We start from the raw sequence: 22,861 nt of genomic DNA, 5'->3' as shown, positions 1-22,861 counted from the left end.
CCCGCTTATCGTTTTCTGTTGTAGCGGGGGCCCTTCCTTACACCTCAGCGGTTGCCGGTGGTGTGCTCTTTGCGGATCTGGTCGGCGAGGTGGCTCGGCATCGGCTCGTAGCGGGCGAAGGTGCGCCGGAAGGTGCCGCCGCCGGCGGTCATCGAGCGCAGTTCGACGGCGTACCGGAGCAGTTCGGTCGCCGGCACCTCGGCCCGGACCAGCGTGTGGTCGGTACCGCCCGGATCGGGTTCGGTGCCGAGCACCCGGCCGCGCCGGCCGGACATGTCGCTCATCACCGCCCCCACGTTGGCGTCCGGCACCCGGACCACCACCTCGTCGACCGGCTCCAGGAGGGTGACCTGGCCCTTCTCCGCCGCGTCCCGCAGCGCCAGCGAGCCGGCGGTCTGGAAGGCGGCGTCGGAGGAGTCGACGCTGTGCGCCTTGCCGTCCACCAGGGTCACCCGCAGGTCCACCACCGGACAGCCGGCGACGATGCCCCGGCCCATCTGGGTGCGTACCCCCTTCTCCACCGACGGGATGTAGTTGTGCGGCACCGCGCCGCCGACCACCCGGTCGGCGAACTCGAACCCCGCGCCCCGGGGCAGCGGCTCCACCTCGATGTCGCAGACCGCGTACTGGCCGTGCCCGCCGGACTGCTTGACGTGCCGGCCGTGCCCCTTCGAGGCGACCGCGAAGGTCTCCCGCAGCGCCACCCGCACCGGCTCGGTCTCCAGGTCCACCCCGCCGCCACGGAGCCGGTCGAGCACCACCTCGGCGTGTGCCTCGCCCATGCACCAGAGCACCAGCTGGTGGGTCTCCGGGTTGCGTTCCAGCCGCATCGTCGGGTCACCGGCGACCAGCCGGGCCAGGTTCTTGGCCAGCGCGTCCTCGTCGGCCCGGCTCTTCGCCACGATCGCCACCGGCAGTAGCGGCTCCGGCATCTCCCAGGGCGCGATCAGCAGCGGATGCTCCCTGCCGGAGAGGGTGTCGCCGGTCTCCGCCGTACCCGACTTGGTGATCGCGCAGATGTCGCCGGCCACGCAGTACGGCACCTCGCGCAGCGCGGCGCCGAGCGGGGCGTAGACGTGCGCGATCCGCTCGTCGGCGTCGTGGTCCGGGTGGCCGCGCTCGGCCATGCCGTGCCCGGAGACGTGCACCACCTGGTCCGGGCGGAGCGTGCCGGAGAAGACCCGGACCAGGGAGACCCGGCCGACGTGCCGGTCGATGGTGGTCTTGACCACCTCGGCCACCAGCGGGCCGTCGGGGTCGCAGGTCAGCGGCGGCTGCGCCGAACCGTCGACGCCGGTGACAGTCGGCAGGTCGTGCTCCAGCGGGGTCGGGAAGGCCGAGGTCAGCAGCTCCAGCAGGGCGTCGAGGCCGAGCCCGGTCTCCGCACAGACCGGCACCACCGGATAGAAGTGCCCCCGGGCCACCGCCTTCTCCAGGTCGTCGATCAGGACCTGGGTCTCGATCTCCTCGCCGCCGAGGTAGCGGTCCAGCAGGGTCTCGTCCTCGCTCTCCGCGATGATCCCCTCGATCAGCTCGTTGCGGGCGTCACCGATCGCCGGCAGGTGCTCGGGATCGGGGTCGCGGACCGCCGCCGGCAACCCGGTCGAGTAGTCGAAGACCCGGCGGGTGATCAGACCCATCAGGCCGACCACCCGCACACCGTCGTCGTCGAGCATCGGCAGGTAGAGCGGGAGTACGTTGTCGCCGAAAACCCGCTGGCAGAGCGCCACCGTCTCGTCCAGGTCGGCCCGCTGGTGGTCGAGCCGGGTCACCGCGACGGCCCGGGGCATCCCGACGGCGGCGCACTCCTGCCAGAGCGCGGCGGTCGCGCCGTCCATCCCGTCCACGGCCGAGACGACGAAGAGCGCGGCGTCGGCCGCCCGCAGCCCGGCGCGGAGTTCACCGACGAAGTCCGCGTAACCCGGGGTGTCCAGCAGGTTGACCTTGACGTCGTCGTGCACCAGCGGGGCGCAGGCCAGGCTGATCGAGCGCTGTTGGCGTACCGCCGCCGGGTCGTGGTCGCAGACCGTGGTGCCGTCGACGACCGCACCGGGCCGCGAGATCGTGCCGGTCGCCGCCAGCAGGGCGTCGACCAGCGTCGTCTTCCCCGCCCCGGAGTGCCCGACGAGCACCACGTTGCGGACCCTGCCGGGCTCGTCCACCACCGGCGCCGGGCCGGTGACCCCTTTCTCCGAACTCTTCTGCGCCATGGGGGCGCACCTCCCTAAGCCGGTGGTTGTGGCGACCGCCGCGCGCGACGGGGGAGCTGCCCTGGCGACTCCGCGGCGATATCCTCGGGTGGCCTGCCGTGCTGCCGGAGACGTGCCGGGTGACAGGTGAGCGACGTCACGTCCCCTGCTCAGATCTCACACCCGTACAAGTCGTGACACAAGCCTGCGGCGTGAACTAGGCGCCACCGGGCGTACCGTGGCCGTTCGCGGCCCGTTATGGTGGGACGGCCATGGCGAAGATCTTCCAGGTGTCGGCCCGGGCCGGCATGACCCGCGTTGTCGAACCGATCGCCCGGACCCTGCTGCGGGTCGGGGTGACGCCGAACGCCGTCACCGTCGCCGGGACGCTCGGGGTGGTGCTCGGATCGGTGCTGCTCGGCGCCCGCGGCTATCTGGTGGCCGGGGCACTCGTGGTCACCTTCTTCGCCCTCACCGACCTGCTCGACGGCACGATGGCCCGGATGCGCGGCGGGTCGAGCCGGTTCGGCGCGTTCCTCGACTCGAGCATGGACCGGGTCTCCGACGGTGCCGTCTTCGGTGCCGTCGCCTACTGGCTGGCCACCCAGGACGACCGCGTCGGGGTCGCCGCCGCGCTGATCTGTCTGGTCGCCGGCGGCCTCGTCTCGTACGTCAAGGCCCGCGCCGAGGGGCTCGGGATGACCTGCAACGTCGGCATCGCCGAGCGGACCGAACGGCTGCTGATCGTCGGCGTCGGCGGGCTGCTCACCGGCCTCGGACTGAGCTGGGCACTGGTCACCGCGCTCTGGCTGCTCGCTGCCGTCTCGGTCTTCACCGTCGGGCAGCGGATGACACACGTCTACCGGCAGGCCCAGCGCGCCGAGTTGGGCGTGGACGCGTGAGAGTGCGGCGGGGCGGCCGGTGACCCCGGTCGAGTTCGCCTACCTGGCCGGCTGGCGGGCGGTACGCGCCCTGCCCCGGCCCGTCGCGGCCGGGCTGTTCCGGGCCGCCGCCGACCAGGCGTACCGCCGGCGTGGCCCGGGGAGTCGCCGGCTCGCCGCCAACCTGCGCCGGGTGGTCGGTCCCGAGCTGTCGGAAGCCGCCCTGGAGGAGCTGGTCCGCCGGGGCCTGCGCTCGTACGCCCGGTACTGGCTGGACGTGTTCCGACTGCCGTCGCGCAGTCGGGCGCAGCTCCGCGAGGACTTCCGGCTCCACGGCGAGGAGCTGCTCGTCGCCGACATGGCGGCCGGCCGGGGCGCGGTGGTGGCGCTGCCGCACTCCGGCAACTGGGACGCCGCCGGTGCCTGGGTGGCCGCGAACGGCTGGCCGATCGCCACCGTGATGGAGCGGCTCAAACCCGAGGGCGTCTTCGAGCGGTTCCTCGACTTCCGGCGCCGGCTCGGCATGGAGATCCTGCCCACCCACGGCGGCCCCCGGGCACCCTTCGAGGTACTCGCCGAGCGGGTCGCCGCCGGCTACCTGGTGCCGCTGCTCGCCGACCGGGACCTGTCGGCGCGCGGGGTGCCGGTGCGGTTCTTCGGCGGCCAGGCCCGGATGCCGGCCGGCCCGGCCCTGCTGGCGATCCGGACCGGCGCACCGCTCTACGTGGCGGCCCTCTGGTACGACCCGGCCGGTCCCCGGGGCCGGCTCGTCGGGCCGCTGGAGGTGCCGGCGCAGCAGACCGGGCCGCTCGGCCAGCGGGTCCGGGCGCTGACCCAGCGGATCGCCGACCACCTGGCCGAGGGCATCGCGCAGCGCCCGGAGGACTGGCACATGCTGCAACGGGTGTGGATCGACGGGCCGGTCAGGCCCGGGTCGGCCGGTCCGGGCGGGTCGGCAGGTCCGGGCGGGTCGGCCGGGGCGGTGCCGGGGACAGCGGGTACCCCGTCGATCTCCGAACCGGCCTGAGGGGAGAGCCGCAGTGCGGATCGGCATCGTGTGTCCGTACTCCTTCGACGTCCCCGGCGGGGTGCAGAACCACGTGGTCGACCTCGCCGAGGCGCTGATCGGGCTCGGCCACGAGGTGAGCGTGCTGGCACCGGCGGACGAGGACTCGCCGCTGCCGCCGTACGTGGTGTCGGCCGGCCGGTCGGTGCCGTTGCCGTACAACGGGTCGGTCGCCCGGATCAGCTTCGGGCCGGTCTCCACCGCCCGGGTCCGGCGCTGGCTGGCCCGGGGCCGGTTCGACGTGCTGCACGTGCACGAGCCGTTCACGCTCAGCCTCTCGCTGCTCGCCGTCCTCTCCGCCCGGGGACCGGTGGTGGCCACCTTCCACACCGCGATGACCCGGTCCCGGGCGCTGGCCGCCGCGCAGGGGGTGTTGCAGTTCGCCGTCGAGCGGATCACCGCCCGGATCGCGGTGAGCGCGCTGGCCCGCAAGGTCCAGGTCGAGCATCTCGGCGGCGGGGCGGTGGAGATCCCCAACGGGGTGGCGGTGGCGAAGTTCGCCGACGCCGAGCCGCTGCCGGGCTGGCCGGGTCCGTGCGGGCCGGGTCGGGGCGGCACGCTCGGTTTCCTCGGTCGCTTCACCGAGCCGCGCAAGGGCTTCGGGGTGCTCCGGGAGGCGTTCGTGGAGCTCGCCGCGCAGCGCCCGGGCCTGCGGCTGCTGGTCGCCGGTCCGGGCGACGAGGCCGAACTGCGCGAGGGCGTACCGGACGAGTTGCGGGACCGGATCACCTTCCTCGGCCGGGTCTCGGAACCGGACAAGGCGCGCATGCTGCGCAGCGTGCACCTCTATGTCGCACCGAACATCGGCGGGGAGTCCTTCGGGATGATCCTGACCGAGGCGATGGCCGCCGGGGCGGCGGTGGTGGCCAGCGACCTGGACGCCTTCCGTCGGGTGTTGGACGGGGGCCGGGCCGGGGAACTCTTCCGCACCGGGGACCCGGCGGCGCTGCGGGACACCCTCGCCAACCTGCTCGACGACCCGGTACGCCGTACCGAGCTCTCGGCCTGCGCCCGGGAGGTGGTCGAGGCCTTCGACTGGCCGACGGTCGCCCGCCGGGTCCTCGAGGTGTACGCCACGGCGATCGAGGCGACCGACGGCCGGGTGCTGGACGAGGAGTGGATCGAGCCGGTGTGACCGGATCGTCCCGGCCGGTGCCGGTGACGTGCCAGGAAGACGGAAATGGGGCCGCACTACGATGCCGGGCATGTGGTGGGTGGTGGGCGGTGCGGTGGCGCTCGTCCTGACAACGGCGTACCTGGTCTGGATCGCGGCCCGGGTCGACCGGATGCACCTGCGGGTACGTTCGGCCTCCCGCGCGCTCGACGCGCACCTGCTGCGCCGGGCGGCTGCCGCCGCGGTACTTGCCGAGGAGCGGTACGCGGTCGAGCTGTACGCGGCCGCCCGGATCGCCCTGGACGCCGAGGGGGACGAGCGGGAGGCCGCCGAGAACGACCTGACCCGGCAGCTACGGGCCGGCCCGCTGGACCCGGAGGAGCCGGCCGCCACGGCGGTGATCGGGGCCAGCCGGCGGCTCGCGCTGGCCCGTCAGGTGCACACCGACCTGGTACGCGACGCGCTCTCGCTGCGCCGCCGCCCCGTCGTACGCCTGTTCCGGATGTCCCGCAAGCACGAGCTGCCGCGCTACTTCGACATCGACGACCCGACCCTGAGCAGCCGTCCGGAACTCTCGGTCGGCTGATCGTCGGCTGCTCGTCGGTTGTTCGTGTGCTGGCGCCGCACCTGCGGTACCGGCGTGCACCGACCCGGCCAGCAGGGTGAGCCCGGCCACACGGCAGGCCACCCGGGGTCTGATTGGCTGTCGGTCCGGCGTTGCACCCCGCGTAGCATCGAGCGCGAATCCACCCCCGAACCACTGTCGAGGAGCGAGAACGCCGTGTCCGAATCCACCGCCCAGTCCGGTTCCGGCCAGCCGACCGCGGCTGGAGAGCAGACCGCCAGTGCCACCGGAGTGGTCGGCACCGCGCGGGTCAAGCGGGGTATGGCCGAGATGCTCAAGGGTGGCGTGATCATGGACGTGGTCACTCCCGAGCAGGCGAAGATCGCCGAGGACGCCGGCGCCGTCGCGGTGATGGCGCTGGAGCGGGTACCGGCCGACATCCGGGCCCAGGGCGGCGTCTCCCGGATGAGTGACCCGGACATGATCGACGGCATCATCAACACCGTCTCCATCCCGGTGATGGCCAAGGCCCGGATCGGGCACTTCGTCGAGGCGCAGGTGCTCCAGGCGCTCGGCGTGGACTACGTCGACGAGTCCGAGGTGCTGACCCCGGCCGACTTCGCCAACCACATCGACAAGTGGGCGTTCACCGTGCCGTTCGTCTGCGGTGCCACCAACCTGGGCGAGGCGCTGCGCCGGATCACCGAGGGCGCGGCGATGATCCGCTCCAAGGGCGAGGCGGGCACCGGCGACGTCTCCAACGCGACCACGCACATGCGGAAGATCCGCGACGAGATCCGCCGCCTCACCTCGCTGCCCACCGACGAGCTGTATGTCGCGGCCAAGGAGTTGCAGGCGCCGTACGAGCTGGTCCGGGAGGTGGCCGAGACCGGGAAGCTGCCGGTGGTGCTCTTCACCGCGGGCGGCATCGCCACCCCGGCCGACGCGGCGATGATGATGCAGCTCGGCGCGGAGGGGGTCTTCGTCGGCTCCGGGATCTTCAAGTCCGGCAACCCGGCCCAGCGGGCCGCCGCGATCGTCAAGGCGACCACCTTCTACGACGACCCGGACGTGCTGGCCAAGGTGTCGCGCGGGCTCGGTGAGGCCATGGTCGGGATCAACGTGGACGACATCCCGGTGCCGCACCGCCTCGCGGAGCGGGGTTGGTGAGCGCGAGGAGTGAGCCGGGTTTGCGAGCCCCGCAGTCGCGAGCGGACGGCGGGTTGGTGAGCGCGAGGAGTGAGCCGGGTTTGCGAGCCCCGCAGTCGCGAGCGGACGGCGGGTTGGTGAGCGCGAGGAGTGAGCCGGGTTTGCGAGCCCCGCAGTCGCGAGCGGACGGCGGGTTGGTGAGCGCGAGGAGTGAGCCGGGGGTTACGGTCGGCGTCCTGGCGTTGCAGGGGGACGTACGCGAGCATCTGGCCGCGCTGGCCGATGCCGGCGCCGCCGCCCGGCCGGTCCGTCGCCCGGAGGAGTTGGAGCAGGTCGACGGCCTGGTGATCCCGGGCGGCGAGTCGACCACCATCAGCAAGCTGGCCGAGACGTTCGAGCTGCTGGACCCGGTCCGCAAGCGCATCGACGCCGGCATGCCGGTCTACGGCTCCTGCGCCGGCATGATCATGCTGGCTACCGAGGTGCTGGACGGCCGGCCCGACCAGCAGAGTTTCGGTGGCATCGAGATGACCGTACGACGCAACGCGTTCGGTCGGCAGGTCGACTCCTTCGAGGCGCCGGTGGAGATCGCCGGTGTTCCGGGACCGAGCTTCCATGCCGTCTTCATCCGGGCACCCTGGGTCGAGCGGGTCGCCGACGGGGTGCAGGTGCTGGGCCGGGTGAGCGCCGGCCCGGCGGCCGGGCGGATCGTCGCGGTCCGGCAGGGCAACGCGGTGGCCACCGCCTTCCATCCGGAGTTGACCGGCGACCGCCGCCTGCACCGCTGGTTCGTCGACCTCGTCCGCTCGGCCGCTGACGGCGGGTAGTCGTCGGCGAGGTCGGGGCGGGGCGACCGGGACGGTCCGGCAGGGAAGGGTTGATCCGACCCGTGCCGGTCGTGAGCACGCCGCGACCGCGTCGGTAGGATTGTGGCGGAGTTCGGCGGTTCTTCGTGGAGAACATGACGCGCGGTGCAGTCGACACAGACGCCGGGTAGCGATGGAGGTCAGGTATGTCCGGCCACTCAAAGTGGGCGACGACGAAGCACAAGAAGGCGGTCATCGACGCCAAGCGCGGCAAGATGTTTGCCAAGCTCATCAAGAACGTCGAGGTCGCGGCGCGTACCGGCGGCGGTGACCCGGCCGGTAACCCGACCCTCTTCGACGCCATCCAGAAGGCGAAGAAGAACTCGGTGCCGAACGACAACATCGACCGCGCCGTCAAGCGCGGCTCCGGCCTGGAGGCCGGGGGCGCGAACTGGGAGACGGTGATGTACGAGGGGTACGGCCCCGGTGGCGTCGCGCTGCTGATCGAGTGCCTGACCGACAACCGCAACCGCGCCGCGACCGAGGTACGCACCGCGCTGACCCGCAACGGCGGCTCGCTGGCGGACGCGGGCTCGGTGTCGTACATGTTCTCCCGCAAGGGCGTCGTCATCGTGCCCAAGGCCGGGCTCTCCGAGGACGACGTGCTGCTCGCCGTACTCGACGCCGGGGCGGAGGAGGTGAACGACCTCGACGAGGCGTTCGAGGTGGTCTCCGAGCCGGGCGACCTGATCGCCGTGCGGACCGCGTTGCAGGACGCCGGCATCGACTACGAGTCGGCGGAGTCCTCGCTGGTGCCGAGCGTGACCGTGCCGCTGGACGCCGACGGCGCCCGTAAGGTCTTCAAGCTGATCGACGCGCTCGAGGACTCCGACGACGTGCAGAACGTCTACGGCAACTTCGACGTCTCCGACGAGGTCATGGCGGCGGTCGGCTGAGCGGCCGAGCAGGGATGACCGCCGAGGGCGTGGTGCGCCAGTTCGACGCCGACCGGGGCTGGGGAGTGCTGGACTCTCCCGAGACCCCGGGCGGCTGTTGGGTGCACTTCTCCGCCGTCGTCGCCCCGGGCTACCGCAGCCTGACGGCGGGCCAGCGGGTCTTCTTCCGGGCCGAGGCCGTCGGGGGACCCGGGCAGGACGGCTACCCGTACCGGGCGACGAAGGTCTGGAGCGACGGTCCGGTCGAGCCGCCGGACCGGCAGCCGGATCAGGAGGCGTCGGGCGCCTACCGCAGCACCCTGACCATCCGCTACGACGAGCCAGCCGGCTAGTCCGGCTCGACTGAGGCGTGTGAGCACGTAGCGTTGAGGCGTGTGATCACGTAGCGTCCGGCCTGCGGGAGCGAGCCGGACACTACGTGATCACGGAGGCGGGGTTCAGATCGTGAAGCCGCCGTCGACGTTGATCGACGCGCCGGTCACGTACCCGCTGTCGGGGGCGGCCAGCCAGGCGACCGCGGCGGCGATCTCGGCCGGTGTGGCGTACCGGCCGACGGCGGTGTGGCCACGGATCGTCTCCGCCATCGGACTGTCCGCCGGGTTCAGTTCGGTGTCGGTCGGTCCCGGGTTGACCACGTTCACGGTGATGCCCCGGGGGCCGAGGTCACGGCCGAGTCCCTTGGCCAGCCCGGTTATCGCGGTCTTGCTCATCGAGTAGAGCGCGAAGCCGGGGAACGGCGTCCGTTCGGCCACGTTGCTGCCGATCGTGATGATCCGTCCACCGTGGACCATGTGCCGGGCCGCCGCCTGGGCGGCGACGAACGGGGCCCGGACGTTCACCGCCACGGTCTGCTCGAACTCGGCGAGTCCCAGCTCCGCCACCGGCCCGACCAGGAACGCCCCGGCGTTGTTGACAAGTATGTCGAGTCGGCCGAACTCGCCGGCCGTCCGGTCCACCGCCGAGACGACGGCGGCCGGGTCGGCGCTGTCCGCCCGGATCACCAGCCCGCGCCGGCCGATCGCCCTGATCCGGTCCAGCACCGCGCCGGCCGCCCCGGCGTCGCGCTGGTAGCTGAGCGCCACGTCGGCGCCCTCCTCGGCCAGCCGTACCGCCACTGCCGCGCCGATGCCCGGCTGCCGCCGGTGACGAACGCGACCTTTCCATCCAGAACACGGGTCTTTGCCGAAATGCCGTCACTCATTTCAACCATCGTGATCGGCCGTCGGACCGGCGTCTGGCGGTGATCGGACGCCTCGTTCGGCCGTCCCCGTGGGGGGGCGTGAGGCGGCTCACAATACGATACGGAACGGTTCCGTTTCGGTTCTCTGTTCTCTAGTGTCGGTGCGGTCATGAAACTTCCCCGCGGCCGGATTCCGGCGAGGCGGGGTTTCGGGGGGACACAAAGGCATGGAGTTAACGGAAAACACCGGGCACCCGAGGCGCTGGGCGATTCTCGGCGTGCTCGTGGTCAGCCTGCTGGTGATCGTGCTGGACAACACGGTCCTGAACGTCGCGCTGCGCACCCTGGCGGACCCGGTGCACGGGCTCGGCGCCAGCCAGGGCGAGCTGGAGTGGTCGATCAACTCCTACACCCTGGTCTTCGCCGGGCTGCTGTTCACCTTCGGTGTGCTCGGCGACCGGTACGGGCGCAAGTGGTTCCTGCTGGTCGGCCTGGCGATGTTCGGGCTCGCCTCGCTGCTGTCGGCGTACGCGCAGAACCCGGGTCAACTGATCGGTGCCCGCGCCCTGATGGGCTTCGGCGCCGCCGCCGTGATGCCGGTGACGCTGTCGATCATCTCGAACGTCTTCGACCCCCGGGAACGCGGTCGCGCCATCGGGGTCTGGGCCGGCGCGATCGGCCTCGGCGTGGCGATCGGCCCGGTGCTGGGCGGGCTGCTGCTGGAGAACTACTGGTGGGGCTCGGTCTTCCTGATCAACGTACCGGTGGTGCTGATCGGGCTGGTCGCGGTCGCCCTGCTGGTGCCGGACTCGCGCGACCCGAAGCCCGGCCGGATCGACGTGGTGGGCGTACTGCTCTCGGTGATCGGCCTGGTGGCGCTCTCGTACGGCATCATCGACGGCGGTGAGCACGGCTTCGGCCGGCCGCTGGTCTGGGCCTCGATCGTCGGCGGACTCGCCGTACTGGCCGGCTTCGTGGCCTGGGAGCGCCGGATCGAGTTCCCGTCGCTCGACGTGCGGCTGTTCCGGGTACCCCGGTTCGCCGCGCCCGTCGCGGTGATCGGCCTGGTCTTCTTCGCGGCCATGGGTGTGATGTTCTTCAGCGCCTTCTACCTCCAGCTCGTCCGTGGCTACAGCCCGCTGGAGACCGGCCTGCTGATGCTGCCCTTCGCCGCCGCCCAACTGGTCTTCGCCCCGCGCAGCGCCGCCATGGTCAAGCGGTACGGCGGTCGGGCGGTCGCGGTGACCGGGTTGGCCCTGACCTCGGCCGCGCTGGTGGCGTTCGCCTTCGCCACCGCGAGCACGCCGATCTGGATCATCGGTCTGATCTTCTTCGTGCAGGGCGTCGGGATGGCCAACATCATGCCGCCGGCAACCGAGTCGATCATGTCGGCACTGCCCCGGGAGAAGGCCGGGGTGGGCTCGGCGGTGAGCAACACCGTCCGTCAGGTGGCCGGCGCGCTCGGCGTAGCGGTGCTCGGCTCGGTGCTCTCCGGGGTCTACCGGGACCAGATCGAGCCGGCCGCCCGGACCCTGCCCGCACCCGTACGGGACGCCGCGACCGAGTCGGTCTCCGGGGCGTACGCGGTCGCCGAGCGGCTCGGCCCGGCCGGCGCGGCGGTGACAAGCGCCGCCAACGACGCCTTCGTCACGGCGATGCACTGGGCCGCCGGACTGTCGGCAGTAATCGCCGCCCTCGGCATCCTGGTGGTGCTCCGCTGGCTGCCCGGCCGCTCGGCCGAGGAGCAGGTGCTGCCGCCGGAGCCGGTGGGCGATCCCGAACTGGTCGCCGCCTGAGCGACCGGGGACAATGGCCGACGTGACGACCGGGGACAATGGCTGACGTGACCGAGACGACGGATGCTCCGCGGGCGCCGGGACGCCCGCGGAGCATCCGCGCGGACGAGGCGATCCAGGAGGCTGCGCTCGACCTGCTGGCCGAGGGCAGCAGCATCGAGACGCTGTCGATCGAGGCGATCGCGGCGCGGGCCGGCGTGGGCAAGGCGACCATCTACCGTCGCTGGTCGGGCAAGGAGGCGCTGCTCCAGGACGCGCTGCGCAGGCTGAAGCCGCCACCGCCGCCACCGCCCGGCCGGTCCGTGCGCGAGGACCTCGTCGCGCTGGTCGGCAACACCGGGCACAATCCGGACCCCCGGATGCGGCAGATCATGCCCTGCCTGATGCCGGCGGTCAGCCGCAGTCCGGAGCAGTACCGGCTCTACCAGGAACTGGTCGAGCCGCGCCGGCGGATGATCCGTGACGTACTGCGCCGGGGCATCGACCTCGGCGAGCTGCGGGCCGACCTCGACGTCGAGCTGACCCTCGCCATGCTGACCGCTCCGCTGCTGATCCAGCGCCTGCTCCGGGCCCAGCCCGACCTGGACGAGCGGGACCTGCCGGCCCGGCTCGTCGACGCGGTGATCGCTGGCATCGCCGCCCGCTGAGGCGATCGCCCCCTCCTGAGGCGGCCCGCTGAGGCGATTGCCCCCTCCTGAGGCGGATTGCCACACCGCTGGGCCGACCGACGCTCGCCGCGACCGCGCCGGACCACCCCTGCCGAGCGCGTCAGAGTGGTTCGGTGCGGCCGTCCGGCCCGGTGGCGCCGCCGGTCGAGGCGCGCAGCCGGTGCAGGCGCAGCGCAAGCTGCACCTCCAGGGCCCGCTCCGGCTTCTGCCACTGCGGGCCCAGCAGCTGGCCGACCCGGTCCAGCCGCTGGGTCACCGTGTTCACGTGCACGTGCAGCAACTCCGCCGCCCGGGCCAGGCTGCCGCCCACCCCGAAGTACGCCTCCAGCGTCTTCACCAGCGCGGTGCCCCGCCGGGCGTCGTAGTCGAGTACCGGCCCGACGGTGTCGACCAGGAACCGGCTCACCTCCCGGTCGCCGCCGGACTCCACCGCGCCGAGCAGCAGCCCGACGAAACCGAGTTCGGCGCTGCTGGCGCCCTCGCCGGACCGGCCCAGCGCGCGCAGTGCGGTGAGACAGCGCTCCGCCTCCCGGGCCGCCCCGGCCAGTGACGCCGCCCCGGTCGCCGGGCCGCCCGCCCCGGCGGTGACCGGCCGGCCCAACGCCCGGGACAGGTCCCGGACCACCGTCCGGGCCGCCGCGCCCGCGTCGCCGCCGGGCAGCATCAGCACCGCCCGGCCGTCCCGGGCCGCCGCCAGCCCGCCCTGGGTCGAGGCGTACGTGCTGGCCCACGAGGTGACCCGCTGCCGGACCGAGGTGCTGCCGGTCATCGCGTCGTCCCCGACCGCCACCAGGACGTGCGGGGCGTCCAGGTCCACCCCGAGCCGGCGGGCCCGGTTGCGCAGCGCGGCGACGTCACCGACCGGCCTGGCGACCAGGTCGTCGAGCAGTTCACCCCGGACCCGCCCCTCCGCCTCGGCGACGCTCTGCCGGAACAACAGCAGCAGCGCGGTGACCAGCGCGGCCCGCTCCAGGATCCGCTGGTCGGCGTCGACCAGTTCGTCCTCCGGGCGGGAGACCAGGGCACCGAGGTTCTCGGTGCCGGCGACCACGGCGGCGTACCAGAGACCGCCCCGGCGCACGCTGCGCCCCTCGGTACGGGACGCCACCACCGCCTCGTCCAGCGCGGCCCGGTCCGGCTCGCCGATCTCGCCGACCCGGGCCAGCGTCCGGCCCTCGGCGTCCAGCGCCAGCAGTGCCCCGCCGAGCACCTCGGTCACCGCCGCCGCCACGTCCTCCACCCCTCCGCCGCGCAGCACCAGCGAGGTCATCCGGTCGTGCGCGGCGGCGGCCCGTTCCACCGACGCGCTGTGCGCCTGGATCGTCGAGTTGGCCGCCGACAGCTCCGCCAGCGCGGCCCGGGTCTCGGCGAGCAGCCGGGCGGTGTCGATCGCCACCGCCGCGTGCGCGGCCAGCGAGAGCAGCAGCGACACCTCCTCCCGGGCGAACGGCCGGGCCGACCGGTTGGCGGCGTAGAGCACCCCGATCACCCGGGAGCCGAGCCGCAGCGGCACCCCGAGGATGGCGACCAGCCCCTCCTCGCCGACCCCGGCGTCGATCTCCCCGGTGTGGTGGAACCGGGCGTCCTGCGGATAGTTCGCGGTCGCGTACGGGCTGCCGGTCTGGGCCACCAGCCCGCCGAGTCCGGCGCCCATCGGCAGCCGGAGCCCCTGGAACCGGGCCGAGACCGAGCCGTCGGTGACCCGCATGTACGTGTCGCCCCGGTCGTCGTCGACGAGCGTCATGTACGCCACGTCGGTGCCGAGCAGGTGCCGGGCCCGGTGCACGATCGCCCGGAGTACGTCGTCGGAGTCGCGCAGCCCGGCCAGGTCGCTCGCGGTGTCGTACAGGCCGGAGAGTTCCGCCTCGCGGCGCCGCCGCCGTTCCAGCAGGGCACGTACCCGCAGCGCCACCACCTTGGCCGCCTCCAGCTCGGCGAGCCGGTCGGCGGGCAGCCCGGCGGCCCGGGCGGCCACCAGCGGCCCTTCGAACTCGACCGGAGCGGCCTCCCGGGCCAGCAGCTCCAGAAACTCGATCGGCGCGGACACGGGCTCAATCCTGCCGGAGGGACCCGGAACCCTTCCGTGGGAGTCGCCGTGATCCGCTCTGCCGGAGTCGCCCACTCAGTTCGCCGTCCAGCCCCCGTCGAGCGGGATGGCGGCGCCGGTGATGAACGAGGCGGCCGGGGTGCAGAGGTAGGCGACGAGTTCGGCGACCTCCGCCGGTTCGATCAGCCGCTTGATCGCCGCCCGGGCCAGCATGATCCGCTCGATCACCTCGGTCTCGGCGATGCCGTGTGCGCTCGCCTGCGCGGCGATCTGCCCCTCGACCAGCGGGGTGCGCACGTACGCCGGGTTGACGCAGTTGGCCGTCACCCCGTGCGCCGCGCCCTCCAGGGCGACCACCTTGGAGAGCCCCTCCAGGGCGTGCTTGGCCGAGACGTACGCCGACTTGAACGGCGAGGCGCGCAGCCCGTGCACCGAGGAGATGTTGACGACACGGCCCCAGCCGCGGGCGTACATGTGCGGCAGGGCACGCCGGACGATCAGGAAGGGGGCCGTCACCATCACCCGGTGCAGATGGTCGAAGCGTTCCGGCGGAAACTCGTCGACCGGCGCCACGTGTTGCAGCCCGGCGTTGTTGACCACGACGTCCAGCTCGGGCTCGATCCGGTCGACGGCGCCGGGATCGGCGAGGTCCAGTGCCAGGGCCCGGCCGCCGATCTCGGCGGCGACCTGCTCGGCCCGGTCGGCGTCCCGGTCCAGCACCGTCACCTTCGCCCCGGCCGCCGCCAGCCGGGCCGCGCAGGCCCGCCCGATGCCGCTGCCGGCGCCGGTCACCAGGGCAGTCCGTCCGGCCAGGTCGAGCCGGACGACCTGGGCAACGGTTCCGCCGGTCTGCGCTGTGCTGCCGGTCTGCGGTGCGCCGCCGGTGTCCGGGGCCGTCTTGACCCGCTGTTGCGGCCGCCGCGCGGCCTGGTCGTCCGGACCGGGTTCTACCGTCATGGCCGAAAAGCTACGAGCCAACCGGGCGGGGGCACATGGGCGTCGGCCACATATCCCGGTGCCGGCCTATGTGGCGCGCTCCGGCGCCGCCGGGGCGAGCGCGCCGGTCGCCGGCCGGGGCTCGATGATCGGGTACGGGCGTGTCGGCGTTTCCGGCTCCGACCCAGGCCAGTAGGGTGTCGAACACACGTACGTGCTGCGGCGCGGGGAGGGGGCGGCGTGCGGGTGCTCGGCGTCGACCCGGGGCTGACCCGGTGCGGGGTCGGCGTGGTCGAGGGCGTCCCCGGCCGGCCCTGCACCCTGGTGGCCTACCACGTCGTGCACACCGACCCCGGCGACGAGCTGCCGCTGCGCCTGCTGCGCCTGGACACCGAGCTGACCCGGCTGGTTGCGGAGCACCGGCCGGACGCCGTGGCGGTGGAACGGGTGTTCAGCCAGCACAACGTCCGGACGGTGATGGGCACCGCGCAGGCGAGTGCGGTGGCGGTGCTGGCCGGGGCCCGGGCCGGGCTGCCGGTGCAGACGTACACCCCGAGCGAGGTCAAGGCGGCGGTCACCGGTTCCGGTCAGGCGGACAAGGCACAGATGATGGCGATGGTTACCCGGCTGCTGCGGCTGGCCGAGCCGCCCCGGCCGGCCGACGCCGCCGACGCGCTGGCGCTGGCGATCTGCCACGTCTGGCGCGGCGGCACCCGGGCCAGGCTGGCGGCGGCGGCCGGTGCGCTCCGGCAGCGCACGGCGACGTCGGCCGCGTCCCCGGACGGCACCCGGTCGGGTACGCCCCGCCGGGCGGCCCGGCCGGGTGCCGTCCGGGGTGCGGGTCCGACCCGGGGCGCCGGTCCGACCCGGGACGCGGATCCGACGCCGGGTGCCGGTCCGGCGCGGGACGCGGATCCGACCCCGGGGACCGGACCGAGGCGACAGGGAGGAACGGGATGATCGCGAGTGTCCGCGGGGTGGTCGCCGGGTTGTCCCCGGACAGCGCGGTGATCGAGGTCGGCGGGGTGGGTCTGGCGGTGCACTGCGCGCCGGGCACCCTGGCCGAGCTGCGGGTCGGCGCGACCGCCCGGCTGGCCACCAGCCTGGTGGTCCGGGAGGACTCGCTGACCCTCTACGGCTTCGCCGACGACGACGCCAAGCAGCTCTTCGAGCTGTTGCAGACCGCCAGCGGGGTCGGTCCCCGGCTGGCCCAGGCGGTGCTGGCGGTGCACCCCCCGGACGTGGTGCGCAAGGCGATCGCGACCGGCGACACCGGCACCCTGACCCGGGTGCCCGGGATCGGCAAGAAGGGCGCCGAGCGGCTGGTGCTGGAGCTGCGCGACCGGATCGGCCCGGTGCCGGTCGGCCCGGACGGTGCGGCCGGGGTCACCGCCGGGGCCTGGCCCGAGCAGGTCCGGCAGGCGCTGGTCGGGCTCGGCTGGACGGCGTCCCAGGCCGATCAGGCGGTGGCGGCGGTCGCCGAGACGGTCGAGGGTGCGCCGCCGCCGGTGCCGGTGCTGCTCAAGCAGGCGATCCGGTTGCTGGGTAGGACCAGGTGACCGACCCCGATCCGCTGGTCTCGGCGTACGCGAGCGACGCGGAGCTGGTCGCCGAGGTCACCGTACGACCCAGGCGGCTCGCCGAGTTCATCGCCCAGCACCGGGTACGCGACCAGCTCGACCTGCTGCTGCGCGGCGCGATGGGCCGGGGCAGCCCGCCGGACCACATCCTGCTCTCCGGCCCGCCAGGCCTGGGCAAGCCGGTCTCGGTCGAGGCTCTGGTGCTGCTCGCCGACGGCACCCGACGCAGGCTCGGCGAGATCGTGCCGGGGGACCGCGTGGTGACCCGGACCGGCCGGCCGGCGCTGGTCGAGGCCGTGCACGAGCAGGGCGAACTCGACTGCGTGCGGATCCGGACGACGAGCGGCCGGGAGGTGGTGGCGGCACCGGACCATCCGTTCTGGACCACGGACGGGTGGACGAAGGCGGGCGATCTGACCGACCGGGACGTGTTGGCGAACGTGTTGTGCCCTGAGCTCAGGGCCAGCGGCGCCGAGTCGACCGACGAGTTCCGGTTGGCCGGTTACCTGGCCGGCGACGGCTGCACGTCCAACCAGGTCACCTTCACCGGCGGCGATCCGGACGTGCTGGCCGACTTCCGGTCGGTGTGTGACCGACTCGGCCATCCGCACCGGACCCGGCCGAACAGCGTCCGCAGCTCCCTCGTCCGGATATCGGGGCTGCGGGGTTGGCTCGCCGAGCACGGCATGCTGGACAAGACGGCGTGGCACAAGCGGGTCCCGCCCTTCGTCTACCAGGGTGACGAGTGGCAGGTAGCCGCCTTCCTCGGGGCGTACTTCGCATGTGACGGGTCGGTGAGCCGGCGCGGGCGGGACCGGTACGACCTGGTGGTCGAGTTCTACAGCGTCTCGCACGGACTGCTCCGGGACGTGCAGCACCTGCTGCTGCGGCTCGGGGTCCAGTCCCGACTGAAGCTCAAGCGTGGCCGCTACCAGGGACGGCCGCACGAGTCGTGGCGATTGAGCGTGACCAGCCAGGACGATGTCGCACGATTCGTCGAACGGGTCACCGTGCCGGGCGAGCGCGGCAGGCGGCTTGCGGAGTGGGCGCCCCGCCGGGACAGGTTCGAGGAAAGTCTCGCCGCCGACCGGGTCGCGTCGGTCGAGCCCGCCGGTCTTCATCCCTGCCGGTGTCTGACCGTCGCAGACGACCACACCTTCACCGTCAACGACCTGGTGGTGCACAACACCACCCTGGCGAACATCGTCGCCGCCGAGCTGGGCACCGGGATCCGGGTGACCAGTGGTCCGGCCATCGAGCGCTCCGGCGACCTGGCCGCGATCCTGACCAGCCTGACCGAGGGCGACGTGCTCTTCATCGACGAGATCCACCGGATCGCCAGGCCGGCCGAGGAGCTGCTCTACAGCGCGATGGAGGACTTCCGGGTCGACGTGGTGGTGGGCAAGGGGCCGGGGGCGACCGCGATCCCGCTGGACGTCGAGCCGTTCACCCTGGTCGGCGCGACCACCCGGTCGGGGTTGCTGACCGGCCCGATGCGGGACCGGTTCGGCTTCGTCGCGCACCTGGACTTCTACACCCCGGACGAGCTGGACGTGCTGCTCCAGCGTTCGGCGAAGATCCTGGGGGTGCCGATCACCTCCGACGGCTCGGCGGAGATCGCCGGCCGGTCCCGGGGTACGCCCCGGATCGCCAACCGGCTGCTCCGGCGGGTGCGCGACTTCGCGGAGGTACGCGCCGACGGGACGGTGGACCGGGAGACCGCGCGGGCGGCGCTGCGGGTCTACGACGTGGACGAGCTGGGGCTGGACCGGCTGGACCGGGCGGTGCTGACCGCGCTCGTGGACTCGTTCCGGGGCGGCCCGGTCGGGCTGTCAACCCTGGCGGTGGCGGTGGGGGAGCAGCCGGACACCGTGGAGGAGGTCTGCGAGCCCTTCCTGGTCCGGGCTGGTCTGTTGGCCCGTACCCCCCGTGGGCGGGTGGCCACCGAGGCCGCTTGGCGACACTTGGGCCGTACTCCGCCAAATGGTACATTTGGTGCAGGCGGGCCGCCGGGGCCCGATCTCTTCTCCGCAGGGTCCCAGGAGGTGTGATCCGTTCGTGATCTGTGCCGCATTCGGCGTTCTCAGGTGCAGGGATTAGACTCGCCGCGGTTTGTACAGGACGTGAGTTCCTGCCTCCGCTCCGGCGCACCCGTGCCCGGACGAGGCCGATGGGAAGGTCGTAACCGTGCCTCTTTTGGCAGCACAGAGCGGCGGGGGCGCCAGCAGTTTCATGCCGCTCCTGATGATTGTCCTGCTCTTCGTCGTCATGTACTTCATGATGATCCGGCCGCAGCAGAAGCGGCGCCGCGAGGCCGAGCAGATGCAGTCCTCGATCGGCCCCGGCGACGAGGTGGTCACCATCGGCGGCCTCTACGGCACCGTCACCAGCGTGGACGACGAGACCATGATGCTCGAGGTGGCGCCCGGCGTGCAGACCCGGTATGCGCGGCCGGCGATCGCGCGGGTCGTCAACAAGGTCGAGCGGGTCGAGTCGGTGCCAGAAGAGGTCGTCGACGCGAAGGAATGAGCCGCTGTCGACCTCCGCTCGCCGTCGGTGCCGGCCGCGCGGGAGGTCGGAGCGCCCGCACCGGGGGAGTCCGGGTCGCGGGAGGTGCGATGGTCGACCCGCCCGGAGGGGCGGGTTCAGCATCGACAATAATAGATCGACGGGCCGGTGGGACCCCCACCGGTGCGGTACGCATGTCGCCGGGCTCCGCCGGCGCCCGACCCGCCGCCCACCACTAGCGGCCGAACCGCGCAGGGAGACACGAAAGCCGTGGCACCACCTCAGGGACAGATGCGACCCGGGCGGCAGCTGGCCGTACTCGGGTTGATCTTTACCGTCCTCTATCTCCTGGTGTTCTTCGCCGCCGGGGCCGAGGGCAGCTGGAAGGACCGGCTCGAGCCGAAGCTCGGGCTGGATCTCATCGGCGGCACCCGGATGACCCTGGAAGCGGCCACCGAGGCCGGCGAGGCGCCCCCCGCCGGCTCCCTGGAGGAGGCCCGGCAGATCATCCAGGCCCGGGTGGACGGCCGCGGCGTCGCCGAGGCCGAGGTGGTCACCGAGGGCAACCGGAACATCGTGATCTCGGTGCCGGGGCAGAACGCCGACCTCGACGACGTCGGCACCCCGGCCGAGCTGCGGTTCCGCAAGGTGCTCAAGACCGCCGACGGTGGTGGTCCGGTGAGCGCCGCCCCGTCGCCCGGCGCCTCGGCCAGCCCGGCACCGTCCGGCAGCCCGGCACCGTCCGGCAGCCCCAGCCCGTCCGGCAGCCCGGCCGCCGACGTGACCTCGTCGCCGGGTGCCGGCGGCGGCCAGGGCGGCGGTGCTCCGGCCCCCACGCCCACCCCGAGCGGCAGCGCCTCGCCGGCGCCGAGCGCCTCGGCGAGCGCCCCGGCCGCTCCGGTCGACCAGTCACTCGCGCAGCAGCGCGCGGCCGTGGAGCAGAAGGTCGGCCCCGAGGCGTGGGCCGCCGCCACCGCGCTCCAGGCGCCCGCGGACTACAACGCGGATCCGGCGCTCGCCGAGAAGCTCAAGCCGTTCGCCGATTTGACCCCGCAGGAGATCCGGGTCCTGCCGGCCGGCATCCAGTTCAACGTGCCGACCATCACCTGCGAGAAGCTCGACCAGCGGCCGCCGGGCTCGATCAAGGAGTCGGGCGAGCAGGTGGTCGCCTGTGAGGGTGGCCAGCAAAAGAACCTGCTGGACGTGGCCAAGGTGGAGGGCACCGACGTCGACGACGCCAGCGGGGTCCTCGACCAGACCAGCAGCCAGTACGTGGTCAGCCTGGACTTCACCGGCGACGGGCAGAGCAAGTGGACCAACCTGACCCGCGAGGCGTACAACAACACCGACAGCCAGTGCGACCAGGCGGCCCTGGGCGACGAGGGCCGGTGCCGGGTCGCGGTGGTGCTCGACAACAAGATCATCTCTTCGCCGGAGATCCAGGGCGTGCTGACCGGTGACTCGCAGATCACCGGCAGCTTCACCAACGCCAGCGCCAACGAGCTGGCCAGCCAGCTCCGCTACGGCGCCCTGCCGCTGACCTTCCAGCCGCAGGAGGCGCAGAACATCACCGCCACGCTCGGCACCGAGCACCTGCGGGCCGGCCTGCTGGCCGCCGGCATCGGCATGCTCCTGGTGATCATCTACGCCTTCTTCTACTACCGGCTGCTCGGCTCGGTGATCTTCCTCAGCCTGGTGCTCAGCGCCATCCTGGTCTTCGGCGCGCTGGTGGTGCTCGGCCGGCAGATCGGCTTCACCCTGACGCTGGCCGGAATCGCCGGCTTCATCGTCTCGCTGGGTGTCGCCGCCGACTCCTTCGTGATCTATTTCGAACGTCTGAAAGACGAGATCCGGGAGGGGCGCAGCCCGCGCAGCGCCGTACCCCGCGCCTGGGCCCGGGCCCGCCGCACGATCATCTCGGCGAACGCCATCTCGATCATGGCAGCGGTGGTGCTCTACCTCGTCTCGGTCGGCACGGTGCAGGGCTTCGCCTTCGCGCTGGGCCTGGCCACCGTCCTCGACCTGGTGGTCGTCTTCCTGTTCCGGCACCCGATCATGACGATGTTCGCGCGTACCCCGGCGTTCCTGTCGCCGAAGGTCAGCGGGCTGGGTCGGGCGTTGCAAACCGCGGACGACGAGACGCCGTCGACCGGCAAGACCCGCGTGAAGGAGGCCTGAGATGAGCAGGAGTGGGCTCGCCAGCCGCTTGTACCGCGGTGAGGCCGGTCTTGAGATCATCCCCCGCCGCAAGCTCTGGTTCAGCATCTGCGGTGGTCTGATCCTGCTGACCGTACTGAGCTTCGTGATCCAGGGCTTCCACCTGGGCATCGAGTTCAGGGGCGGGAACGAGTTCCAGGTGCCTACCTCGGTGGGCAGCATGGAGCGGGCCGAGAGCGCGATCCGCGACGCGCTGGCCGACGAGTCGACGCCGGACGGACCGGCCGAGGTGGTCTCCAGCCAGCAGGTCGGCGACACGACGTACCTGTTCCGGACCTCCCCGCTGGAGCAGCAGCAGGCATCCGAGGTACGCGCCGAGGTCGCCCAGGATCTGGGCCTCCGCGCCGACCAGATCAGCGACAACCGGGTCAGCGCGGCCTGGGGCGCCCAGATCACCCAGCGGGCGCTGATCGGTCTGGTCATCTTCCTGGTGCTGGTCACCGGCTACCTGGTGCTCCGGTTCGAGCTGCGGATGGCGATCGCCGCCGTCTCCGGTCTCGCCCTCGACCTGCTGCTCACCGCCGGCATCTACTCGGCGGTCGGCTTCGAGGTGACTCCGTCGACAGTCGTCGGCTTCCTCACCATCCTCGGTTTCGCCCTCTACGACACCGTCGTGGTCTTCGACAAGATCCAGGAGAACACCCGGGGCATCACCGGCGGCAGCAGCCAGACGTACGCCGAGGCGGCCAACCTGGCCCTGAACCAGACGCTGATGCGGTCGATCAACACCTCGGTGGTCGCGCTGCTCCCGGTCGGCGGCCTGCTCTTCATCGGTGCCGGGCTGCTCGGCGCCGGCACGCTGAAGGACCTCGGCCTGGTGCTCTTCGTCGGTATGGGCGCCGCGTTCTTCTCGTCGATCTTCTTCTCGACGCCGGTGCTGGTGTCGCTGAAGGAGCGCGAGCCGCGGATCCGGCAGCACACCCAGCGGGTGCTCGCCCGCCGGGCCGGTGGCCGGGACACCAGCGCGCGTCGCCCGGCTCGGCAGCCCGGCCAGGCCCGGCCGACCGCCGAGCCGCCGGCCGGCTCCGACGAGCCGGCCGCGGCCGAGGAGTCCGCGGTGCCGGCGGCCGGAACCGCACTGGCCGGGTCCGCGCCGAAGGTCGGCTCCCGGCCGTCGGGCAAGCGGTCCGGCGGCGGTGCCCGGGGCGGTCGTGCCGGTGGCAACCGGCCCGGCGGCAAGCGGCGCTGAGCCGGACGGACGCA

General features: G+C 72.8%; 18 protein-coding genes and 4 pseudogenes. 18 read left to right on the top strand and 4 right to left on the bottom strand.

Going from position 1 to position 22,861, the window contains the following annotated elements:
- Positions 1 to 44: 44 nt before the first annotated feature.
- Positions 45 to 2,210, bottom strand: a complete 2,166-nt coding sequence (locus tag O7626_RS20670; protein WP_278062792.1) for an elongation factor G-like protein EF-G2 — start codon at positions 2,208 to 2,210, stop codon at positions 45 to 47.
- Between the two features lie 251 nt (positions 2,211 to 2,461).
- Here O7626_RS20670 and pgsA point away from each other — a divergent pair, with 251 nt between their 5' ends.
- The 8 genes from pgsA (at position 2,462) to O7626_RS20630 (ending at position 9,058) form a co-directional block, all read left to right on the top strand.
- A complete protein-coding gene (gene pgsA / locus O7626_RS20665; RefSeq protein ID WP_278062791.1) occupies positions 2,462 to 3,091 on the top strand; it encodes a phosphatidylinositol phosphate synthase in 630 nt (209 codons plus the stop codon).
- 19 nt (positions 3,092 to 3,110) lie between these two features.
- Complete coding sequence (locus tag O7626_RS20660; protein ID WP_278062790.1) at positions 3,111 to 4,097, top strand: phosphatidylinositol mannoside acyltransferase; 987 nt, start codon at positions 3,111 to 3,113, stop codon at positions 4,095 to 4,097.
- A 13-nt stretch (positions 4,098 to 4,110) separates the two neighbouring features.
- Complete coding sequence (locus O7626_RS20655) at positions 4,111 to 5,271, top strand: glycosyltransferase family 4 protein (RefSeq protein WP_278062789.1); 1,161 nt, start codon at positions 4,111 to 4,113, stop codon at positions 5,269 to 5,271.
- A gap of 61 nt (positions 5,272 to 5,332) precedes the next feature.
- Positions 5,333 to 5,836, top strand: coding sequence for a hypothetical protein (locus O7626_RS20650; protein WP_278062788.1), 504 nt, complete (start codon positions 5,333 to 5,335; stop codon positions 5,834 to 5,836).
- A gap of 270 nt (positions 5,837 to 6,106) precedes the next feature.
- Positions 6,107 to 6,985 (top strand): pyridoxal 5'-phosphate synthase lyase subunit PdxS, encoded by an 879-nt coding sequence (gene pdxS, locus O7626_RS20645; RefSeq protein ID WP_278066233.1) that lies wholly within the window; start codon positions 6,107 to 6,109, stop codon positions 6,983 to 6,985.
- A gap of 176 nt (positions 6,986 to 7,161) precedes the next feature.
- A complete protein-coding gene (gene pdxT / locus O7626_RS20640) occupies positions 7,162 to 7,791 on the top strand; it encodes a pyridoxal 5'-phosphate synthase glutaminase subunit PdxT (RefSeq protein ID WP_278062787.1) in 630 nt (209 codons plus the stop codon).
- A 185-nt stretch (positions 7,792 to 7,976) separates the two neighbouring features.
- Complete coding sequence (locus O7626_RS20635; protein ID WP_278062786.1) at positions 7,977 to 8,726, top strand: YebC/PmpR family DNA-binding transcriptional regulator; 750 nt, start codon at positions 7,977 to 7,979, stop codon at positions 8,724 to 8,726.
- Positions 8,727 to 8,740: 14 nt separating this feature from the next.
- A complete protein-coding gene (locus O7626_RS20630) occupies positions 8,741 to 9,058 on the top strand; it encodes a cold shock domain-containing protein (protein ID WP_278062785.1) in 318 nt (105 codons plus the stop codon).
- A 105-nt stretch (positions 9,059 to 9,163) separates the two neighbouring features.
- Here O7626_RS20630 and O7626_RS20625 read toward each other — a convergent pair.
- Positions 9,164 to 9,927, bottom strand: a pseudogene (locus O7626_RS20625) (SDR family oxidoreductase).
- Between the two features lie 206 nt (positions 9,928 to 10,133).
- On the opposite strand from O7626_RS20625, the gene O7626_RS20620 reads away from it, so the two are divergent.
- Positions 10,134 to 11,702: an MFS transporter gene (locus tag O7626_RS20620; RefSeq protein ID WP_278062784.1), complete on the top strand. Its 1,569-nt coding sequence runs from the start codon at positions 10,134 to 10,136 to the stop codon at positions 11,700 to 11,702.
- A 38-nt stretch (positions 11,703 to 11,740) separates the two neighbouring features.
- The gene (locus tag O7626_RS20615) at positions 11,741 to 12,349 is read left to right on the top strand and encodes a TetR/AcrR family transcriptional regulator (protein ID WP_278062783.1); all 609 of its coding nucleotides are present in this window, start codon (positions 11,741 to 11,743) and stop codon (positions 12,347 to 12,349) included.
- 121 nt (positions 12,350 to 12,470) lie between these two features.
- Here the strand turns inward: O7626_RS20615 and O7626_RS20610 are convergent, their stop codons facing one another.
- Together O7626_RS20610 and O7626_RS20605 are read right to left on the bottom strand one after the other, a co-directional pair.
- Complete coding sequence (locus tag O7626_RS20610; protein WP_278066232.1) at positions 12,471 to 14,426, bottom strand: helix-turn-helix domain-containing protein; 1,956 nt, start codon at positions 14,424 to 14,426, stop codon at positions 12,471 to 12,473.
- Positions 14,427 to 14,492: 66 nt separating this feature from the next.
- A complete protein-coding gene (locus tag O7626_RS20605; protein ID WP_278062782.1) occupies positions 14,493 to 15,374 on the bottom strand; it encodes a 3-hydroxybutyrate dehydrogenase in 882 nt (293 codons plus the stop codon).
- A gap of 219 nt (positions 15,375 to 15,593) precedes the next feature.
- On the opposite strand from O7626_RS20605, the pseudogene ruvC reads away from it, so the two are divergent.
- The 8 genes and pseudogenes from ruvC to secF all read left to right on the top strand — a co-directional run.
- Positions 15,594 to 16,091, top strand: a pseudogene (gene ruvC, locus O7626_RS20600) (crossover junction endodeoxyribonuclease RuvC); the annotation flags it as partial.
- 218 nt (positions 16,092 to 16,309) lie between these two features.
- Positions 16,310 to 16,912, top strand: coding sequence for a Holliday junction branch migration protein RuvA (gene ruvA / locus O7626_RS20595; protein ID WP_278062781.1), 603 nt, complete (start codon positions 16,310 to 16,312; stop codon positions 16,910 to 16,912).
- Positions 16,909 to 17,112 (top strand): annotated as a pseudogene (locus tag O7626_RS20590) (Holliday junction branch migration DNA helicase RuvB); the annotation flags it as partial. The gene ruvA and the pseudogene O7626_RS20590, both read left to right, overlap by 4 nt.
- 507 nt (positions 17,113 to 17,619) lie before the next feature.
- Positions 17,620 to 17,928: pseudogene (locus O7626_RS20585) on the top strand (LAGLIDADG family homing endonuclease); the annotation flags it as partial.
- A gap of 15 nt (positions 17,929 to 17,943) precedes the next feature.
- Entirely contained in the window at positions 17,944 to 18,984 is a 1,041-nt protein-coding gene (ruvB, locus tag O7626_RS20580; protein ID WP_278066231.1) for a Holliday junction branch migration DNA helicase RuvB, read from the top strand.
- A 181-nt stretch (positions 18,985 to 19,165) separates the two neighbouring features.
- The gene (yajC, locus tag O7626_RS20575) at positions 19,166 to 19,462 is read left to right on the top strand and encodes a preprotein translocase subunit YajC (RefSeq protein ID WP_278062780.1); all 297 of its coding nucleotides are present in this window, start codon (positions 19,166 to 19,168) and stop codon (positions 19,460 to 19,462) included.
- 249 nt (positions 19,463 to 19,711) lie between these two features.
- Complete coding sequence (gene secD / locus O7626_RS20570; RefSeq protein ID WP_278062779.1) at positions 19,712 to 21,619, top strand: protein translocase subunit SecD; 1,908 nt, start codon at positions 19,712 to 19,714, stop codon at positions 21,617 to 21,619.
- Position 21,620: 1 nt separating this feature from the next.
- Positions 21,621 to 22,847: a protein translocase subunit SecF gene (secF, locus tag O7626_RS20565; protein WP_278062778.1), complete on the top strand. Its 1,227-nt coding sequence runs from the start codon at positions 21,621 to 21,623 to the stop codon at positions 22,845 to 22,847.
- Positions 22,848 to 22,861 lie beyond the last annotated feature (14 nt).

Origin of the sequence: Micromonospora sp. WMMD1102 (genome assembly GCF_029626265.1) — a bacterium.
Classification (GTDB): domain Bacteria; phylum Actinomycetota; class Actinomycetes; order Mycobacteriales; family Micromonosporaceae; genus Plantactinospora.
Note: the sequence above shows the minus strand (reverse complement) of the source record. Positions and strands in the feature narration are given on the sequence as shown.

Bases quoted from the DNA above. Each gene is read 5' to 3' on its own strand.
- O7626_RS20635 (WP_278062786.1), top strand. From the start codon at position 7,977: ATGTCCGGCCACTCAAAGTGGGCGACGACGAAGCACAAGAAGGCGGTC.
- ruvA (WP_278062781.1), top strand. From the start codon at position 16,310: ATGATCGCGAGTGTCCGCGGGGTGGTCGCCGGGTTGTCCCCGGACAGC.
- O7626_RS20615 (WP_278062783.1), top strand. From the start codon at position 11,741: ATGGCTGACGTGACCGAGACGACGGATGCTCCGCGGGCGCCGGGACGC.
- O7626_RS20650 (WP_278062788.1), top strand. From the start codon at position 5,333: ATGCCGGGCATGTGGTGGGTGGTGGGCGGTGCGGTGGCGCTCGTCCTG.
- secF (WP_278062778.1), top strand. From the start codon at position 21,621: ATGAGCAGGAGTGGGCTCGCCAGCCGCTTGTACCGCGGTGAGGCCGGT.
- O7626_RS20605 (WP_278062782.1), bottom strand. From the start codon at position 15,374: ATGACGGTAGAACCCGGTCCGGACGACCAGGCCGCGCGGCGGCCGCAA.
- O7626_RS20670 (WP_278062792.1), bottom strand. From the start codon at position 2,210: ATGGCGCAGAAGAGTTCGGAGAAAGGGGTCACCGGCCCGGCGCCGGTG.
- O7626_RS20630 (WP_278062785.1), top strand. From the start codon at position 8,741: ATGACCGCCGAGGGCGTGGTGCGCCAGTTCGACGCCGACCGGGGCTGG.
- pgsA (WP_278062791.1), top strand. From the start codon at position 2,462: ATGGCGAAGATCTTCCAGGTGTCGGCCCGGGCCGGCATGACCCGCGTT.
- yajC (WP_278062780.1), top strand. From the start codon at position 19,166: ATGCCGCTCCTGATGATTGTCCTGCTCTTCGTCGTCATGTACTTCATG.
- O7626_RS20620 (WP_278062784.1), top strand. From the start codon at position 10,134: ATGGAGTTAACGGAAAACACCGGGCACCCGAGGCGCTGGGCGATTCTC.